Source organism: Paracraurococcus lichenis, from assembly GCF_030657435.1.
In the GTDB taxonomy this organism is placed as follows: Bacteria; Pseudomonadota; Alphaproteobacteria; order Acetobacterales; family Acetobacteraceae; genus Paracraurococcus; species Paracraurococcus lichenis.
Genome location: NZ_JAUTWS010000049.1, coordinates 23,633 through 41,577 on the forward strand (window position 1 = coordinate 23,633; position 17,945 = coordinate 41,577).

The following is a 17,945-nucleotide window of genomic DNA, read 5'->3' on the forward strand; positions in this document are numbered from 1 at the left end:
CGCGAATAATTCTCACTCGCATTCGCAAGTGACCTATTACAAGCGTTCCATGATCTGCGAAGCAACAGCAACCGGCGCTATCGGTCCTGCAGAGCAGGGTGCCGCCGAAGCTTTCTTCAACAGCCTCGCACGCGAATGGGCAGGCTGCCGGCTGCGCCCCGTCGATCACGGCTGGGATCTGGAGATGCCCGTGGCGCCGCTCTCCGGAGTACTGCGGGTCAAGGTGGTGCACCGCTCGTGCGCCGGGCGGCACGGGCTGCGGTTACCAGTCCGCTTCTGCCCCAACGGTGGAGCCGAACGACCTATGGCGTGGCCCACCGCAGTGGCGGCAGTGGCCGAGGCTCTTGCCGCAGAGCGTCAACTAGCGCCGGCCACAATGCGCCGCTTCGTGGACCGTGTGCTCGAGAGCACCGACACGATCGAGGCGATGTTGCCCAACCACGCCGGGCCGGACACCGCGGTCACAGACTTCCTCACCGCGGAGCGCGCCCTCGTGCTCGGCCATTCCCTGCACCCCGCGCCGCGCTCCGCCGCCGAGTTGCGACCTGAACGCCACCGCTTCTTGCCTGGCCTGTCTCCCGGCTTTCGCCTGCACTGGGCGTTTGTGCGACTAGACGCCTTCGCGTGCGAGGACGTTGGGGACCGCACGGCTGACGCGCTACTGCAGAATCTCGGTGCCCCGCGCGAGCCGGGCTGGCTCACGCTGCCCATGCATCCCTGGCAGGCCCGGCACCTGGCATCGCTGCCCGCAGTCGAGGCATTGCGCCGCGCTGGTGCGGTGCGCTTTCTTGCCGAGGAGGCAGGAGCGGTTTGGCATCCCACCGCTTCGGTGCGCAGCTTGTACAGCGCCGAGCTACCATGGATGCTGAAGACCTCGCTCGGCGCGCGGATCACCAATTCCGTCCGCACCCTATTCCCGGCCGAGTTGCAACGCGGCAAGGATGTCAGCCGGCTGCTACGGAGCGCGCTCGGGCCGGAGATTGCGTCCTTCGCGCCACATCTCACCTTTCTGGAGGAGCCGGCCTATTTCGGCCTGCGCTACGAGGGGGAGCTGCTGCCGGACAGTTTGGTCGTCCTGCGGGACAATCCGTTCTGTGGAGGCGGTGCACGCGATGCGGCGATGCTGGCGACGTTGTGCCAGACCGATCCCGAGACCGGACGGACTCCGCTGGCCGGGCTGGTTGCCACCGCGGCCGCCTCGACGGGTCTGTCTCTGCGGGAGGCTGGCTTGCACTGGCTCCGGCGCTTCGCCGAGTTGCTTCCCTTGGCGCTGACGCGACTGCGTTGCCACCACGGTTTGCTGTTTGGCGCGCACGGCCAGAATGCTGTTCTCCGCCTGCGGCGGGGGTGGCCTGTACAGGCCTATGTCCGCGATTGCCAAGGCTCCGGCCATGTCGAGAGTGCTCATGCACGCCTCGCTGTCGCAGTGCCGGACATCGGCGAGCAGGCCGAAGCGATCGTACCGGATACTGTAGGCAATCGGCTGCTCGGCTACTACGTCGTGGTCAATGGCTTGTTCGGCTTGGTCGCGGCCTTGTCGCGCGACGGCTTGGCCGAGGAGGAGGCGATGTTCCGCCTGCTCCGCACGCAACTTGAGTGTGTGCGTGCCACCCATCCGCCTGATCCATCCTTCCTCGAATACATCCTGGACAGTCCGGCACTTGCCGCGAAGGGCAACTTCATGACCTTCCTTGAGGACGTTATCGAGAACCGCGGGACGCGCGAGCAGCGCGCCATCTACCACGACCTTCCCAATCCGCTCTGCGTGCAGGTGACAGCATGATGGCGATCCTGCGCCGCCGTCCTGCATCAGCGGAGCGGCATCGGTACACACTCGGCAAGGCAGCGCCGCTGGACGTCGAGATTACCGACATGACCCTGGCTGTTAAGCAGGGCGAGCGCCTGCTCCTGGAGGGACAGCTCGGCATGACGGGCCTGGACGCGCGGGAGGTGGACAACTGCAAGGGGGGTGCGCTCGCGGAGGCCCTCGCTGCCGCCGCTGCTGCGGTGTTCGAAGTGGACCTTGAACGGGCGGAGCTGCCGCTTGGACCAGGAACGCCGGCAGAGGTTTTCGACACGGCCCTCGCCTACGGGCTGGTGGCCAGCAGCGGTGCACCACTGATCCGGCGCCGGCAGCTCCTGCAGCTCCCGCTGCTCTGGCACCAGGACCCGCGCGCTATGCCGCATCCACGGCTGCCCTGCCAGCTGGCAGATGGGCGCATTTACCCGGAGCGGCCTCCGCTCGCGCAGAACACTGTGTACGACCGCTTTGACCCGCTGCTCGGCATGCGGGTTTCGTTCCGGCGCGTGGCGGCCGACCGCGACCTGCCGCTGTTCTACGCTTGGATGAACGAACTGCGGGTGGCCTATTTCTGGGAACTCGCACAGAGCGAGGTGGAGTTGCACGCCTATCTTCGGCGGCTGGAAGAGGATCCCCATGCTTGGCCGCTCATCGGCTGCTTCGATGGCGATCCGGCAGGTTACTTCGAGATCTACTGGGCAAAGGAGGATCGGCTCGGTCCCTACTACGAGGCGCACGACTACGACCGCGGCTGGCATGGGCTGATCGGCGCCCGGCACCATCTCGGTCTCGCCAAGACCGCGGCCTGGCTGCGTGGCCTAACCCACTTCCTGTTCCTCGACGATCCGCGCACCGAGAAGGTGGTTGGCGAGCCGCGCGTCGACAACGCGAAGCTGCTCCGCTACGCCAACGCGCTCGCCTATGACAAAGTCAAGGAGTTCGACTTTCCGCACAAACGGGCGGCGTTGATGCATTGCTGGCGCGATCCCTTCTTTGATCGGGTGATGCGATGAGCGGCATTCCTGACTCTTCAGCGTGGCAGGAGGCAGGTCGCACCCTGCTGGCCAAGGCGATCTCCGAGTTCGCTTACGAGGAGGTCGTGCGGCCGGCGCTGGACCTGCGCCCCGACGGCAGCTTCACCGCCTTCCTGCAGCTCGCCTCCGGCGTGGGCTACCGCTTCGCCGGCACGCAGCGGGTCTGGGGCAACCTTGCGATCGATCCCACGAGCATCCGACGTCTGGAGACGTTGGAGACAGAGGCAACGGACCCGCAGCAATGGGTCCTGGATGCGCGCGTTGAGCTCGGCGGCGACGGCGCTGCAACGGCCGGCTTTCTGCGCGAGCTCGGCCGGACGCAGCAGGCCGAGGCGCTGCGGCTGGCCCGTTGCCGTGACCTCGACGGCGCGGCCTGGCTCATCAAGGCGCCGGAGGAAGTGCAGGCACTGCTCTCCGGACATCCGAAGGCTGTCGCCAACAAAGGACGTCTCGGATGGGGGGAGGGGGCGCTCGCCGCCTTCACGCCAGAACGGGCCGAGCCATTCCGCCTCACCTGGGTGGTCCTCGACACGCAGTGTGCGACATGGGCGAGCGCGGGTGGCGCAAGTTTTGCCGGTGAGTGCATCCCAGCGGCCGAGCGCTCCACCTTCGACGCGGCGGTCGCGCGCTGTGGCATCGCGCCAGAACACGCGCTGCCGCTGCCGGTGCATCCGTGGCAATGGGACAACGTGCTGCTGCCTGAGTTCGCCGGCGAGATAGCGGCAGGGCGCATGGCGCCGATCGGCTGCTTCGGCGACGTCTATCGGCCGCAGCAGTCGATTCGCACGCTGACCAATGTCTCGCGGCGCGGCCGAGCCGACGTGAAGCTCGCACTATCGATCCTTAACACGTCGGCCTATCGTGGCCTTGGTGGCACGACACTACGAGCCGGGCAGGCGCTGTCCGGGTGGCTCGCCGGGATCGTCGCAGCCGATCCGGTGTTGCACCGACGACGTGTCACTGTGCTACGTGAGCTGGCCGGGGTGCATTTCACGCATCCTGCCTATGCCGCACTGCCGGATGTGCCCTACCACTACCGCGAGCATCTCGGCGCCATACTGCGGGAGAGCGCCGAGGCGCATGCAGGCCTGAAGGAATGGCCAGCGCTCTACGCCACGCTGCACGAGCGCGACGCCACGGGTCGACCACTCGCCCTCGCCATGGCGCGGCAGGCCGGCCTGGACATCGAAGTCTGGTTGGAACGCCTTTTCGACCTCACGGTCGTGCCATTGCACCATCTGCTCTGCCGATATGGCTGCTGTCCGATTGCGCATGGTCAGAACCTGATGCTGATTCTGCGACAAGGCCTGCCCGTTGCCATGGCATTGAAGGATTTCCAGGGCGACTTTGACCTGGCCGATACTGGCCAGGCCGAGGCCGCGGGCCTGCCCGCCGAGATCGCGGCCCTGCTGCCGCGCAAGCGTCCCGAAGTGGTGGTCCACAATATCCAGACGGCGCATTTTGTCACCACGCTCCGCTTCCTGTCGGACGCATTGGCGGCGGCGGGCGCGTTGCAGGAACGCCGGTTCTACTCGCTGCTGGCGCGGACGCTGCGTGCCTACCAGCGTGAGGCAGACCTGCCGCCGACTGCCTACGCCCGCTATGAGTTGTTCGCGCCGACCCTGCCGAAGGTCTGCATCAATAAGGTCCGGCTCGCCGCAGGATACGGCGACACGGCCGCGCGGCCGCTTCCTGCGCTCGGCACACCGTTGCACAACCCCCTGCACCTCGCCGAGGTCGGTGAGCAATGATGCGGGCGACGCTCGAGATCGCCGGCATCGGCATCGGCCCGGCGAATCTCAGCCTCGCCGCCCTCTGCGAGGAGGCCGGCGAGAGCAGCCGTGCTCGCTTCTTCGACCGCAAGCCCGCTTTTGCCTGGCATCGTGGCATGATGCTGCCCGGGGCGCGGTTGCAATGCTCCTGGATCAAGGACCTGATCACGCCCATTGCTCCGACCTCGCGCTTCGGGTTCCTGTCCTACCTGGCCGATCGCGGACGGCTCTTCGCCTTCGTCAATGCCGGCTTCGAGGCGGTGTCACGCGCCGAGTTTGCCGATTATCTCGCCTGGGTCGCCGAGCGCCTACCCGGGTTGCAATGGAATAGCGAGCTGCGGGACATCGGCTTTGAGGATGGTGCCTTTACCGTGCATGCGGGACGGGAAAGTGTGCGAGCGCGGCACCTGGTTCTCGGCCTCGGCCATGAGCCGTCACTGCCTGCCTGCCTCGAGCCATATCGCGGCACACATTGCGTACACGCGGCCGAGTTTCTCGAACGCACGCTACCGCTTGCACGCAAGCGGGTTGCGGTCGTTGGTGGCGGCCAATCCGGTGCGGAGATCGTACTTCACCTGCTCCGCATGGCGAACCCGCCGGCTCGCCTGACCTGGATCAGCCGCCGATCCAACTTTCTGCCGCTTGACGAGACGCATTTCAGCAACGAGCATTTCACACCGGCCTACGTTGAGCATTTCTTCAGCCTATCCGTCGAGCGGCGCAGCGAACTGTTGCGCGAGCAGCGGATGATGAGCGACGGGATATCACCCTCCACTCTCCGCGAACTCTACGCCGAGGTGTACAGGCTCCAGTTTCTGGAGCGCGGTGCGCCCGGGCCGAGGCTCCTGCCGGGCCGCAGTCTCGTGGCTTGCGCGATGGTCAACGACGCGTTCCGTCTCGAAATACGAGCCGAGGATACCGCAATCCGCGAGGCTCTCGCCGCCGATGTGGTGATCGCCGCCACGGGCTATCGGACCGCCCTGCCGTCCTGTCTTGAGAAGCTGCGCATCGTGCGTGATCCGGCAACCGCTGCGCTGCAACTGGGACGTTGCTATGCAGCGGCCTGGGACGGACCGCCCGGGAACCGGATTTACCTGCAGAATGCTGGCCGTTGGTCGCATGGCATCGCCGACCCGCAGCTCGCGCTGCTTGCCTGGCGGAGTGCGACGATACTGAACGACGCACTCGGCCGGGAGGTCTTTGCTCTCGGCGGCACAGCGTCAGTGATCTCGTGGTCACGGAATGCTGAACATTCTGTCCTTGCAGATAGTTGCGAATGAATCTCAATTGCAATGCGTGGGCTCCATTTCGGACTTCCGCACTCTGACTAGGTTTCCAAAAAGGGAGAGACCAGCATGGCTGATTTCGAATTTCCTGTACTCACGCGCGGCTCTGCACTGTTCGGTACCGACGGTCCCGACGTATTCCAGATCACTTCGCCCGGTACGGCTTATGGGGTTGGCGGGAATGACGTGCTCCGTGGCGGCGGCGGCGCTGATGCGGTCTTCGGAGGGGACGGCGACGATCAGATCTTTACCGAAGGTGGTGCCGATTACATCGAAGCGGGCAACGGCAACGATCTCGTCGCATCCGGCGCTGGCGAGGACTGGGTCGAAGGCGGCGAAGGAAACGACTTGCTCTATGGTGGTGCTGGCAACGACAACGTCTTTGGCGGCCCAGGTAATGACATGATCTTCGACACTGAGGGGAACAATGGCCTCTACGGTGCCGAAGGCAACGACAACATCCTGGGCGGTGATGGCATTGAGGTTGTGTTCGGCGGTGAAGGCAACGACTTCATCAACACCCAGGGCGGGGACGACCAGATCTTTGGTGCCGACGGCAACGACGTCATCATTGGCGGCGCGGGCAACGACATTCTGAGCGGCGGTGCGGGGCTGGACCGCTTCGTGTATGCCGGCGGCGACGGCCTCGATGCCATCACTGGCTTTGCGGTCGGCGAGGACATCCTGCAGGTTGCCGCCAATATTAATGGTACGGGTATCGATAGCGCCGACGACCTCTTGGGGCGCCTCTCCCAGTCGGCTGACGGTGTGGTGCTGGACCTTGGCGGCGGCAATGCCGTCTTGCTGAGCGGACTGACGCTCGCCGCCGTGACCTCCACAGGGGGCAGCATCTTCGACATCGTTTGATGACACCACGGACGCGTCGCGGTCTGACCGCGGCGCGTCTGCCGGTTCCGCTCCGCCCAGGAGCTTGCGCCCTCTCGCCGCAGCAGCGGCACCACCGTTTGCCGACGAGCGACCCAGACCATGCCCCGCTTCCTCCGGTGCTCACGCCGAGCATCTGCCCGCCTCGTCCTTGTCACCGTGCTGTCCGCGCCACTCCCTGTCGTGGCCCAGGAAGGTGAGGTGCGGGCACCGAGCGGTACCACCCTGGATCTCCCAGAGATGACGGTCACCGGCACGCGTGCCGCCCGACCAATCGAGGAAGTGCCGCAAACCGTACAGGTGATCGAGCGCGACGAGATTGAGCGGCAGCTCATTCTGAGCTCCAGCCCATCAGAGGCAATCGCCCGACTGGTGCCGGGCTACTCGGCCACTACCCAGACGATTTCCAGTGCCTCGGAGAACTTTCGCGGCCGTGACGCACTGGTGCTGCTCGACGGTGTCCCGCTCAACACGCCGCTGCGCGATGTATCACGTATTCTCGCCCTATTGGACCTCAACGCGGTCGACCGGATTGAGACGGTCGCCGGCGCGTCTAGCCTCTATGGCGCGGGCGCTACGGGCGGCACCATCAACATCATTACACGTCGTCCGACCGAGGGGCCGCCACAGTTCACCATCAACTCTGCACTGCGCTTCTTCCCAGCCAATCTTGGGCGATCGCTCGCGCCGGAGCTTTCCCTCGGAGTGACTGGTCGTTCAAAGACCGGTCTCGACTACGTTATCGTCGGCAGCGGGCGTCATTCGGGCCGCACCTATGATGGGCTCGGGCGAGAGCTTCCCTCCGACGCACTCCTCGGTCAGGGCGGCGCCGATCGCACCAACAGCGGGAACCTCTTCGCCAAGTTTGGCTATGACTTCGATGCCGCCCGCCGCTTCGAGGTCTCCGCCATGGTGGTCCGGCTGAATCAGGATCCGGATTTTCTGACCTTGTACTCGCCGCCGCGTGCCCGGCCCGACTTCAACACGCCTTATCCGGGGCGCAGCATACGTGAGGCATCGCAGTCTTTCTCTGCTCGGTACACTGACACGGACTTTGCGCTCGGCAGCTTGTCTGTGGTGGGGTACTATAACGAGATCGAGAAGCGCTTCAACTACACCCAGTTCTCGTTCCCCTATAACAGTGTGGTCTACTACTCCGGCAATCCCACCGTGCCGACCAGTACGGCGAACCAGACGACGCTCTACTCCACCCGCTACGGTCTCAACCTTACGATCGATACGCCCCTCGATCGCTTGCTCAGCGGGGCGCGCTTCACCTGGGGCGGTGACGTGATTCATGAGCGGACACGTCAGGAGCTTCTGACCGGCGAGAATGTTTTCACGCCACTCGAGCAGACGACGCTCGCCGCCTTTGGCCTGCTTCAGGTGCCGGTCGGCCCCCGGCTCACCCTGCGCGGTGGGCTGCGCTATGAGCATTTTGCACTCTCAGTCGACGGCTTTGTCCGTCCTGCTGCCTATACGGGCGTCACAGCACGTAATGCCGCGGGCTTCAGCCCCTTTGTTCTGCCGGCGCTACGCGTCACGGGCGGCGATTTCAACTACGATGCGATCACCGGAAACGCAGGTGCCACTTTCCGCATCACGGAACGGGCGGAGCTCTACGGCGGCTACTCGCAAGGTTTCGCACTGCCTGACGTCGGCTCCTTTACGCGCCGGGCCGGCCTCTCAACCGCCTTTGCTTGCCCTGTCGCCCGACCCAACTGTCTGCCAGCGGGTGCCAGCGTCGGTTACGCAAATATCGGCCCCGAGGCGCAGATCGTGAACAGCTACGAACTCGGCCTCCGCCGCCGTGGCGCGGACGCGAATGCCGGCATCGTCGGCTTCATCAGCACCTCCGACCAGGGCGTGACCTTCGACCCTCTAACCAACCGGATCAGCCAACAGAAGGAGATGATCTGGGGGGCGGAACTCAATGGCGATGTGAAGCTCACCCAGCGCTTCACCTTGGCAGGCCTGCTGGCCTACCGCGAAGGTCGGTATGACTCCGATGGCGACGGCCGGCTCGACAGCTTCCTGCCTAACAACCGTATCGCTACACCGCTGCGCGCAGTCCTGTCCGGGATCTGGCAGTTCGAGGAGGGCACCATGTTGCGTGTCGAAGCGGTTGGGTTCACCGGCCGCAACCAGCGGATCGACCGCAGCGGCACCCGATACAAAATCGAGGATGGCGGCACAATCAATCTGGCGGTCAGCACGCCGGTACTGGGCGGGCAAGCCTATGCCTCGATCGATAATCTCTTCGATGCCGGCTACCAGAACCCGACCGCGACCTCCGTCCGCAACCTACCGGTCGAAGCGTTTGGCCGCACCGTCACCGTCGGCTACAGGAAGACATTCTGAGCATGGAGAAGCCGATGGTGCATTTGGAGGCAGAGGCCGCCGGCATCCTCACCCTGCGCTTTGGGCCACCCTGTACGGACGATGATGAGCCTGCCTATCTCGCAGCGCTCGAGAGCATCGCCCGACACGACGAGCCCTTCGCACTGCTCGCAATCTTCGGCGGACGGGGGCGGCTCTCGCCGGCCGGGGACCGCGCGCAGGCGTTGTGGTTCAAAGCCACGCGCAGCGCGCTGAACCAGCGCTGTCAGGCCCTGGCCATCGTGCGACCCGGTGATCCCGGTGGCGCAGCGACGGTATTTGGCCGCCTCTGGGCCTTCCCTGTCGCGGTTCGGGAAACGGAGGCGGAGGGGCGTACCTTCCTTGCCGACTACCTGCCGGTGCGGTCGTGAGCGCCGCCGTTGAAACGCCGCGGCGGCGTTTCCGGCTTTTCGCCGTCCTTGCTGGCCTATACGTCGCCCAGGCGATCCCGAGTTATCTGCTCGCCGCCGCCATTCCCCCGATCATGCGCGAGGCGGGGGTCTCACGCTCCGCGATCGGCTACTTCAGCATTCTCTTCCTGCCGCTGGTGCTGAAGTTCCTCTGGGCGCCTTGGGTCGATCGGGTGAGACCCTTCGCTCGAGCGCACCGCGCCGGCTGGGTGGTGCTGACGCAGCTCGGTGTGGTCGGCTGCATCCTCGCCCTCACGGCAGTATCCCCGACCCAGGTGACAGCCGTGCTAGCCATCGGCTTTGTCGCGGCACTACTCGTCTCCACTCAGGACATCGCCACGGACGGCTATGCAGCGAAGTATCTGGCTCCAGACGATCGCAGTCTGGGCAATGCGATCCAGGGTGGATCGATCGCCTTCGGTGTGCTCGTCGGTGGAACACTCGGTCTCGTGCTGCACCACCGCTTCGGGTGGCAGTCCATGCTGCTGACCATCAGCGCCATCTCACTCCTGCCTCTGGTGGCCGCACTGGCCATGCGCGAGGGGCCGCCTACGGTGACGACCGTCCGCCCCTCCCTGCGAGCCTTTCTGCGCCGCCCGAAAGCGCGCGGCATCCTCTGGATCGCTCTCACCTACCGCGCGAGCGAAGGCCTCGTGAAGGCGATGGAGGGTCCGTACTTGGTCGACGCCGGCGTGCCGCTCGACATGATAGGCTATATTTCAGGCGCTTCGGCAGCCACAGCCGGTGTCGCAGGTTCTGCTCTGGCTGCCTGGCTGGTCCGGACCGCGGGACTGTCGCGTACACTCGGCCTGCTCGGCGGACTGCGAACCCTGTGTTTCCTGCTGTTCACCTTGCATGCCGCCGGCACCCTGCTGGGATATTGGCCCCTCTTCGGGGCGGCCGCTTTCCAGACGCTGATCCGCTACATGGAGATCGTTGCCCTATACAGCTTGTTCATGACGGTGACCTCGTCGGACCAGCCGGGCACAGATTTCACGACACTCGCCTGTGCGCAGCTCGTCGTCTATTTCATCGGCTCGCTGCTGTCCGGGCGCATCGCGGACACGCTTGGCTACCAAACCCTGTTCGGTATGGCCGCGGCCCTGTCTGGCGGCGCAGTCCTGGCGACACTCGCCCTGCTTCGACGTGTCGGAGACAGCGCTGTGAGGGCAAGCCGGGCCGAAGTCCGCTCAGATGTGGCGACATGATGCTGTCGGTCAGGAACGGCTCGTTGAGGGTGGGGCAGCAGTCATGTCCTTCGGGGCACTGTCTTGGCGGACGCGGGACTGCTGCACTCGCGTCAAGCAATGCATCCGATTGGATGCCGCGGGATCGGGTTTCCGGGTTCAATCGAAGCAGTGCTGGCGATGATCCAACGCGCTGCGACCTGCGTCGGTTGCCATGCTGATGGGCGAGACGATCGCGGTCACCATACTTAGAATCTGTACGCGAAATAAGCGGGTATTTTGTGTTGGATTCGACACAGAGGGCGGCGTCGGCCCAGTCTCACCATGTCGAGCCCAAGTCTTGCGTCGGCATTTTCGACATCTCTGATCGGCCGTGCGTGATTCGGAACGGAATGATTAACCTGCGAGCCTCCGCTAAGGCATTGATTAAACAAGGGGTTTATTTGCGTACAGACTCTTATGCCCTCGCGCTGATAACATAATATAATCAGTTTTCGAGCGGCTTGGCGATAATGGATTCAAAAATGAAGCCGATCTGCAAGATCGATATCATACTAAAATTTTGAGAAGCCAGTTCTCAAAATGCATGGGGGGAGGTAGCGGCATGGATGCACGGAGGAAGGCAGGCGATGCAATGCTTGCCATCATGTCAGCACCCGCCGTAATAAACGGTGATGTCCCGTTATCGGACAGGGTGCCACTGTCTCCGGATCTGCCTCGACACGATGTCGAGCAGCTATGTCTAGAGCGCGGATTGCGCATGACACCGCAACGGCACGCCATTGTGCGCGTCTTGTCAGAAGCAGATGATCACCCGAGCGTCGAGCAGGTGTATCAACGGGCTCTGGCGTACAATCAGCAGATTTGTTTAGCAACAGTCTATCGCACAATTCGTATTTTCGAGCAGAAAGGTATACTGCAAAGCCGTGATTTCGGCACTGGACGTGCGCGCTACGAACCGCTCGATCACGAGCACCACCATTTAGTAGACGTCGACACAGGCGATGTCGTCGAATTCAGCATCGCCGCTCACGAACACCTGCTCCGGGCTATTGCGGAAGATCTGGGTTTCCAGGTTGTCTCGTTACGCCTTGAGATATTTGGTAAACGCTACGGCTTTCAACGAAATTCAGCCGGGGAGGCGGACGGCCTATAAGAAAGGCGCAGTTCGACTTGGGTGGGGGGTGGCCACAGTAGGCTACGCCAGCGCTCGATCCAGCAGTGCCTTTCCGGTGAAGCCTTCACGCAGCATCGCCCGGTGCCAACCGAGGTAGTTGCCGAGGTACCGGGTCGCTACGCCACGGCACCGCCCGTTCACCAGCGCCTTGATCTGACCGTGATGTGCGTTCACCCGCCCGAGCCCGAGGCGGCCCTTTTGCCGCCGCTTGGTTGGTACCGGCGCGACCTTCACCGCCACAGGCGTGATGGTCGGCACCACCACCCGGCGATGCTCGGCGCCCGCCTTCACCGCCGCCTTCACGTAAGCCGCCGTGCCATCGGAGCAGACCACCGACCCGGCGGCGATCCGGCCGTTGAGCGCCCCCTCGGTTGCTGCCAGCGATGGCAGGATGGCTTCGTAGACCCGCCCGCATTGTCCAGGGCGGTCAGTACCGGCACCTGCTCGCCCGACAGGCCCCGCTTGGTGGCGCCCCAGGCACGCGGGCGCGCGGCTCGGGGCTCGGGGGGCCTGCCCTTCACCCATCCGCGGTGCCCCTTGCAGGACCGGACGAAGAACGTCTCATCGGCCTCGATCACCCCGGAGAGGATCGCCGTGTTGTCCTGTGCGACAGCCTTGAGAAAGCGATGGCGCCAGCGCCAGACGGTGGTGTGGTTCACCCCGATCCCGGCCGCTGTGATCTTCCTGACCGAGTGGTGGTCGGTCATGGGGGACAGATAGTGCCCCCACTTCTCGGGCTTACGGGCGCGGGCCATCGGCGTGCCGGTGAGGATGTTGAAGCTGCGGCGACACTCGGAGGTGCGACAACGGAACCGCTGTCTGTTGTTCTTGTCCTTGCCGTGCAGATGGGCACCCGCGGTCCCGCAATGCGGGCAACGCCGCTCGGCGCGGGTCACCTCCGTGCGGCGAGCGAGGGCCACCTCTGCGACCCGCATGGATGCGACCTCGGCGACGAGGCGTTCGATGGTGATGATCTGCTCGCCGGACGCCGCCCGGATGGCGGATTCAAGATGGTTGAGGCGACGAGATTCGAGGCTGGACATAGGACATGATGTAGTCAGCCCTCGTCAGATTTGCGCGTCCCCCAACACCCAAGTCGAACAGCGGCTTTGTAATTGCTCACCTCCCCCCGGCGGCTCGAGTACATTAGGGCGCCGGCTGCCGGGGAAGCCACGGCAAGATTTGGGTTGCACGAGGGGCCGGAACGTGGGTCAACCGGCCTGTGGCCCTGTCCGTCGACCCTGCCGTGCTATCGTCCTCGGAGAAGGACGACCTGATTGCAACGCTGCTGGCGCAGGTCGACGCGTTGGTGGCCCGAGTTGCCGCGCTCGAGGCGGAGAATGCGGCCTTGCGGGAGAAGCTGCAGGCACCGCCAAAGACGCCGACCAACTCTGGCACGCCGCCCTCGCAGGGGCGCAAGGCGAATGGCGACGGCAAGCCCAGCCGCAAGACCAGGGTGCACGCCGGCGCGCATCGGCCGCTGCACCCCAATCCAACGCGTTGCGCAGCGATCCGGATGGAGCACTGCCCGCACTGCCGCGCCGACCTGGGCGAGGTGGAGCAGGTGGCAGTGCAGACCTACGACCGTGTCGAGATCCCCGAGATCACCCCGGATGTGACGCGGGTGGTCCTGCACGGCGGCGTCTGCCCCTGCTGCGCCGGGCGCTTCAAGGCAGCCGCCCCGGCCGGCTTGGAGCCGGGCTCGCCCTTCGGCCCCAACCTGCGCGCCTTCGTGCTCTACCTGCGCTTCGGCCAGGCCATCCCGTTCGAGCGCCTGGCGCGGCTGTTGCGTGACCTGTTCGGGCTGGAGATCAGCGAGGGGGCGCTGGCCAACCTGCTGCAGGACAGCGCGCCAGCCTTCGCGGCGCAGACCGGCCTGATCAAGCAGCGGCTGCTGGCCAGCACGGTGCTGGCCTCCGACGAGACCAGCGTGCGGGTTGGCAAGAAGACCTTCTGGACCTGGGTGTTCCACCACGCCGACAGCGCCTGCTTCCTGATCCGCCCCTCACGCGGCAAGGCGGTGGTGCGCGAGTTCCTCGGCGAGGTCCGCCCGGCAGTCTGGATCTCCGACCGCCTCGGTGCCCAGAGAGGCTGGGCCAGCCGGGAGCATCAGGTCTGCCTTGCTCATCTGCTGCGCGACGTCCAGTACGCGATCGACGCCGGCGATGCTGGCTTTGCTCCCGGCATGAAGCATCTGCTGCAACGCGCCGTGCGCATCGCGCATCGCCGCCCGCGGCTCGCCGATGCCACCCTGGCCGCCTACCACGGCCGGCTGCAGCGCGCGCTGGATGAGCTGCTCAAGATCGTGCCGGACAACAAGCCGGGGCTGAAGCTCCAGCGCATCATCAAGCGCTTCCGGCAGAACCTGTTCGTCTTCCTCACGGACCGCGCGGTCTCCCCCACCAACAACGGCTCCGAACAGGCGCTGCGGCCCTGCGTGATCTTCCGCAAGATCACCAACGGCTTCCGCTCCGTCTGGGGTGCTGACCTCTATGCCGATGTCCGCTCGGTTCTCGAGACCGCTCGACGACGTGGCCTCGGCATTCTCCAGGCCCTCCGCCTTACCCTCAAGGGAGAGCCCTTGCCGACGGCGGCATGACCCGGCTTGCCGGCCACCACCCCATCACGCACAGGATAGGCGCGTGATGGAAGGAGGCGCTGATGGTCAAGACCGCCCAGTCGACGAGCGGTGTCAACCGGAAGGTGGTCAGCTTGAAGGTGACGCTGCGCGACACCAAACCACCCGTTTGGCGCCGGCTCCTGGTGCCTGGTGCGACGACGCTCGGTGACCTGCATCGCGCAATCCAGGCCGCCATGGGATGGGAGGACTGCCATCTCCACACGTTTGACATCGAGGGTCGGCAGTACGGCGACCGGCGCACCGTCGACGATGTTGCCGATGAGAGCCGCGTCACCCTGAACGGCCTGACAAAGTCAGGCGTCACCCGCTTCGCCTACACCTACGACTTCGGCGACAACTGGCAACATGCCGTCGTCATCGAGAAGAGCCCGCCCGTTGTTGAGGCTCTGTCCCGTCCGGTCTGCACCGCCGGGAAGCGCAGATGTCCGCCCGAGGATTGTGGCGGCCACTGGGGCTATCGTGAGCTGCTCGACATCCTCGCCGATCCTGCTCATCCAGAGCACGCCGAACGCCTTGAGTGGTTGGGCGAAGATTTTGATCCCGAGGACTTCAGTCCGGCCATCGCCGACGCAATCCTGGCAGCCCGCTTCGGCCACGCCTGATCACCGCGCCAACCCAGCGCACGTACTTCTGGTTAGCCTCCGGACATCAACGGCCTGAGCAATTACCGAACTTGCGGCTCGGCGGCCAGGTCGCTGACCGTCTCGGAACCGGCCAGGGCCTGGATGGCGAGGTCCTTGCGGCCGCTCTCGGGCAGCGGCCTGACTGCCGCGCCAACACCTCGGTCCATACTCGCCTCACCGCTGAAAACCCGAGAGTGCCATCACCCCTCCCGGCAACGCCAACCCAGCTCCACGTGTGACCTGGGTTCGAACCACGCCCAACTGATGACGGTGGGAAGCACCGCACAGGCCGGATCGTCTCGGTGCTGGCCTGCGGTGTCTGGAACTGATCTACTCCGTGGGTGAATAGTCGAAGGACCGGCCATGGACGAGCGAGCGGCACCGCCGGTCGGCTTCGATCCGATGCTCGCCCTCGAGCGGGCTGCCGAAGCAATCGTGGTCACGACCACTGACCTCGATCGTCCCGGCCCTGCCATCGTCTTCGTCAACACCCAATTCGAGCGCATGACGGGCTGGTCACGGGCGGAGATAGTGGGGCGCAGCCCGCGCGTGCTGCAAGGATCTCGCACGGACCCCGCTGCTTTCGCCGACCTGCGCCGGATCGCCCATGGCCAGCCCTGGGAGGGGCGGGTCGTCAACTACCGGAAAGACGGCTCCGAGTTCGACCTTGAGTGGTCCGTCACGTCGTTGCCCGGCTCTGGGGGCGCCATCGCCTATTATCTTTCGGTTCAGCGCGACATTACGGAGCGCCTTGCGCTTGAGCGAGCGGCGTTTGCGGCGCAGCGAGCCAAGACTGACTTCCTGATCGCCATGAGCCACGAGTTGCGCACTCCTCTCCACGCGATTCTCGGTTATGGCGACTTGCTGCTCGGCGACATCGACGCGGTGCAGCGGCGCGAGTACGTAGAGGCCGTGCGCGCCGCCGCCGGCGCGCTGCTCGGCCATGTGGACGCCATTCTTGCCTACAGCTCTGGGTCAGGCGCCGTCCCGGAAGTGTCCGGCAGGGCGGAACTCGACTTGGGGGAGGTGGTCCGACAGTGTGTCGCCCGGCTGGCGGCCCCGGCGGCGGCGAAGGGAGTGCGGCTCGCATTCGCTCGGTCGCGGACCGCGTTGTTCCGGGGCGATGGAGGGATGCTGCAGGCCATCTTCTCCAACCTGATCGGGAACGCGGTGAAGTTCACGCCTATTGGCGGGCGGGTGGACGTCCGGTTGACCGTGGGGGCCGACTCGATTTCGTTCCGAGTTCAGGATACGGGACAAGGGCTGCCGGAAGGCCTCCCGCCCTCCTCTGGTGAGGCATTCTGGCAGGCGGATGGCGGGACTGCCCGAGCCTCTGTCGGATTAGGCCTTGGGCTGGCGATTGCCCGGCGCGCCGCCGAACTTCACGGCGGCGTCCTCAAGGTCGGTGCCGCACCCGGGGGTGGTACGATGGCCCTCGTGAGGTTGCCGCGGAGATGGCCCGTTGTGAAGCACGACGACGCCCTGACCGCGGCGGAGCGCCGGGTTCGGGGGAATGAGGCCCGGCTCGCCCGGCAGGAGCAGATTGTGAGCGAGATGGACCGCGACGGGCACCCGGAGGCAGCGGAGATGGCCAGGGCTGTGTTGGGGACCTTCCGCCGTGCGCTGGCCGCTTCCCGCTTGCATCTAGAAACGATAAAGCGCGAGCAGGGCGGCTAATCCCGCGTTCGTGATTATTGAGCCACAACCGGGCATCGGCGACTGCCCCTGTAGTTTGACTGTGTCAGTTCTCGCTGCGGCTCCGGACCGGCTTGGTGAGACAGTAGGGGCACCTGGGCAGACGCGCGACGATGGCGACAGCAATGCGTCGTCGGATGGAGGCGATCGAGTGCGGCACGTGGCGCTCAGGCCGGATTGGCAGCCCCTCGCGGCCGGAAACCTCGGGGTAGGGCAGGTATCTTGATCCGCTCACGGATGAACTGACGCCGAGGGGGGAAAAGGCAGCGCTCGGCGACCAGGAAGCCGTAGGCTGCGATGCACAGGCTGGCATGGTGGTGAAAGCCGCGCCAGCCACGGCCCTCGTAGTGGTCGAGGCCGATCTCTTGCTTGAGTTCCTCGTAGTCACGCTCGATGAACCAGCGTGCCTTGGCGGTGCGGACCAGCTTGGCCAGCTTGGTCGTCGGCGGCAGGTTGGTGAGCCAGTACCTGGTCGGCTCGGCCTCGCCCTTGGGCCACTCGATGAGCAACCACTCCTCCGGCCAAGGCTCGCTGCGCTGGGGTGTCGCCGTGCGCCGGACGGACCCGCAGGGTGGCTTTGCTAGCGAATGTTGGGTTCTTCGTCACTTTGCGTGCAAGGGGTGGTCGTTGCGGCGCTGGATGAACATGTAGGGGAAGAACCATCTTCCCACTTTCAGAGCACTCTTGTTCGCACATCTCGAGCCATGCCTTCCGGCAGGACTGCTGGTTCAGCAGGTCTTGTCGTTACCCGATCACCTCGCCATCGTCGCCAGTACGGATCAGGCGTCAGCGACCTGTCCCGGCTGCGCTGCGTCGTCAACGCAGGTGCACAGCCGCTACCAGCGCAGCCTTGGCGACCTGCCCAGCCAGGGACAAGCGGTGAAGCTGCACGTCACGTTGCGGCGCTTCCGCTGCCCGACGCCGGCCTGCCCGCGCCGGACCTTCGCCGAGCCCCTGACCGGGATCGCTCAGCGGATGGCGCGCCGGACCTGCTGAACCGCCCCGGGTTTGCCGGAGGCTGGTTTGCTTGGGTCACGCCGCCATAGCGGGCGCCT

15 protein-coding genes and 1 pseudogene are annotated in these 17,945 nt (G+C 65.3%); 13 read left to right on the top strand and 3 right to left on the bottom strand.

Features of this window, described 5'->3' with window-relative positions:
- The first annotated feature begins 28 nt into the window (after positions 1-28).
- The 9 genes from Q7A36_RS29475 to Q7A36_RS29515 all read left to right on the top strand — a co-directional run bounded on the left by Q7A36_RS29475 (position 29) and on the right by Q7A36_RS29515 (position 11,910).
- The gene (locus Q7A36_RS29475; RefSeq protein WP_305107365.1) at positions 29-1,783 is read left to right on the top strand and encodes an IucA/IucC family protein; all 1,755 of its coding nucleotides are present in this window, start codon (positions 29-31) and stop codon (positions 1,781-1,783) included.
- On the top strand, positions 1,780-2,814 hold the full coding sequence (locus Q7A36_RS29480) for a GNAT family N-acetyltransferase (RefSeq protein WP_305107366.1): 1,035 nt from the start codon (positions 1,780-1,782) through the stop codon (positions 2,812-2,814). The genes Q7A36_RS29475 and Q7A36_RS29480 overlap by 4 nt, the downstream gene beginning before the upstream one ends.
- The gene (locus Q7A36_RS29485) at positions 2,811-4,586 is read left to right on the top strand and encodes an IucA/IucC family protein (protein ID WP_305107367.1); all 1,776 of its coding nucleotides are present in this window, start codon (positions 2,811-2,813) and stop codon (positions 4,584-4,586) included. Before Q7A36_RS29480 ends, Q7A36_RS29485 begins: the two co-directional genes overlap by 4 nt.
- Positions 4,586-5,887: a lysine N(6)-hydroxylase/L-ornithine N(5)-oxygenase family protein gene (locus Q7A36_RS29490; RefSeq protein ID WP_305107368.1), complete on the top strand. Its 1,302-nt coding sequence runs from the start codon at positions 4,586-4,588 to the stop codon at positions 5,885-5,887. The genes Q7A36_RS29485 and Q7A36_RS29490 overlap by 1 nt, the downstream gene beginning before the upstream one ends.
- 75 nt (positions 5,888-5,962) lie before the next feature.
- On the top strand, positions 5,963-6,760 hold the full coding sequence (locus Q7A36_RS29495) for a calcium-binding protein (protein WP_305107369.1): 798 nt from the start codon (positions 5,963-5,965) through the stop codon (positions 6,758-6,760).
- 258 nt (positions 6,761-7,018) lie between these two features.
- Positions 7,019-9,139: a TonB-dependent receptor gene (locus Q7A36_RS29500; RefSeq protein ID WP_305107370.1), complete on the top strand. Its 2,121-nt coding sequence runs from the start codon at positions 7,019-7,021 to the stop codon at positions 9,137-9,139.
- A gap of 2 nt (positions 9,140-9,141) precedes the next feature.
- Positions 9,142-9,528 (top strand): hypothetical protein, encoded by a 387-nt coding sequence (locus tag Q7A36_RS29505; protein WP_305107371.1) that lies wholly within the window; start codon positions 9,142-9,144, stop codon positions 9,526-9,528.
- Positions 9,525-10,775, top strand: coding sequence for an MFS transporter (locus Q7A36_RS29510; RefSeq protein WP_305107372.1), 1,251 nt, complete (start codon positions 9,525-9,527; stop codon positions 10,773-10,775). The genes Q7A36_RS29505 and Q7A36_RS29510 overlap by 4 nt, the downstream gene beginning before the upstream one ends.
- A 583-nt stretch (positions 10,776-11,358) precedes the next feature.
- On the top strand, positions 11,359-11,910 hold the full coding sequence (locus Q7A36_RS29515) for a Fur family transcriptional regulator (RefSeq protein WP_305107373.1): 552 nt from the start codon (positions 11,359-11,361) through the stop codon (positions 11,908-11,910).
- A 42-nt stretch (positions 11,911-11,952) separates the two neighbouring features.
- Here Q7A36_RS29515 and Q7A36_RS29520 read toward each other — a convergent pair.
- Positions 11,953-12,974 (bottom strand): annotated as a pseudogene (locus Q7A36_RS29520) (IS1595 family transposase).
- Positions 12,975-13,153: 179 nt separating this feature from the next.
- Between Q7A36_RS29520 and tnpC the strand changes: the two are divergent.
- Together tnpC and Q7A36_RS29530 are read left to right on the top strand one after the other, a co-directional pair.
- A complete protein-coding gene (gene tnpC, locus Q7A36_RS29525) occupies positions 13,154-14,530 on the top strand; it encodes an IS66 family transposase (RefSeq protein WP_305107374.1) in 1,377 nt (458 codons plus the stop codon).
- A 62-nt stretch (positions 14,531-14,592) separates the two neighbouring features.
- Positions 14,593-15,174: a plasmid pRiA4b ORF-3 family protein gene (locus Q7A36_RS29530; protein WP_305107375.1), complete on the top strand. Its 582-nt coding sequence runs from the start codon at positions 14,593-14,595 to the stop codon at positions 15,172-15,174.
- 62 nt (positions 15,175-15,236) lie between these two features.
- Here Q7A36_RS29530 and Q7A36_RS29535 read toward each other — a convergent pair whose 3' ends face one another.
- A complete protein-coding gene (locus Q7A36_RS29535) occupies positions 15,237-15,362 on the bottom strand; it encodes a hypothetical protein (protein ID WP_305107376.1) in 126 nt (41 codons plus the stop codon).
- Between the two features lie 196 nt (positions 15,363-15,558).
- On the opposite strand from Q7A36_RS29535, the gene Q7A36_RS29540 reads away from it, so the two are divergent.
- Positions 15,559-16,872 (top strand): sensor histidine kinase, encoded by a 1,314-nt coding sequence (locus Q7A36_RS29540; RefSeq protein ID WP_305107377.1) that lies wholly within the window; start codon positions 15,559-15,561, stop codon positions 16,870-16,872.
- Positions 16,873-17,057: 185 nt separating this feature from the next.
- Here the strand turns inward: Q7A36_RS29540 and Q7A36_RS29545 are convergent, their stop codons facing one another.
- Complete coding sequence (locus tag Q7A36_RS29545) at positions 17,058-17,399, bottom strand: hypothetical protein (protein ID WP_370655719.1); 342 nt, start codon at positions 17,397-17,399, stop codon at positions 17,058-17,060.
- Between the two features lie 229 nt (positions 17,400-17,628).
- On the opposite strand from Q7A36_RS29545, the gene Q7A36_RS41690 reads away from it, so the two are divergent.
- Positions 17,629-17,886: a transposase family protein gene (locus tag Q7A36_RS41690; protein ID WP_370655721.1), complete on the top strand. Its 258-nt coding sequence runs from the start codon at positions 17,629-17,631 to the stop codon at positions 17,884-17,886.
- Positions 17,887-17,945 lie beyond the last annotated feature (59 nt).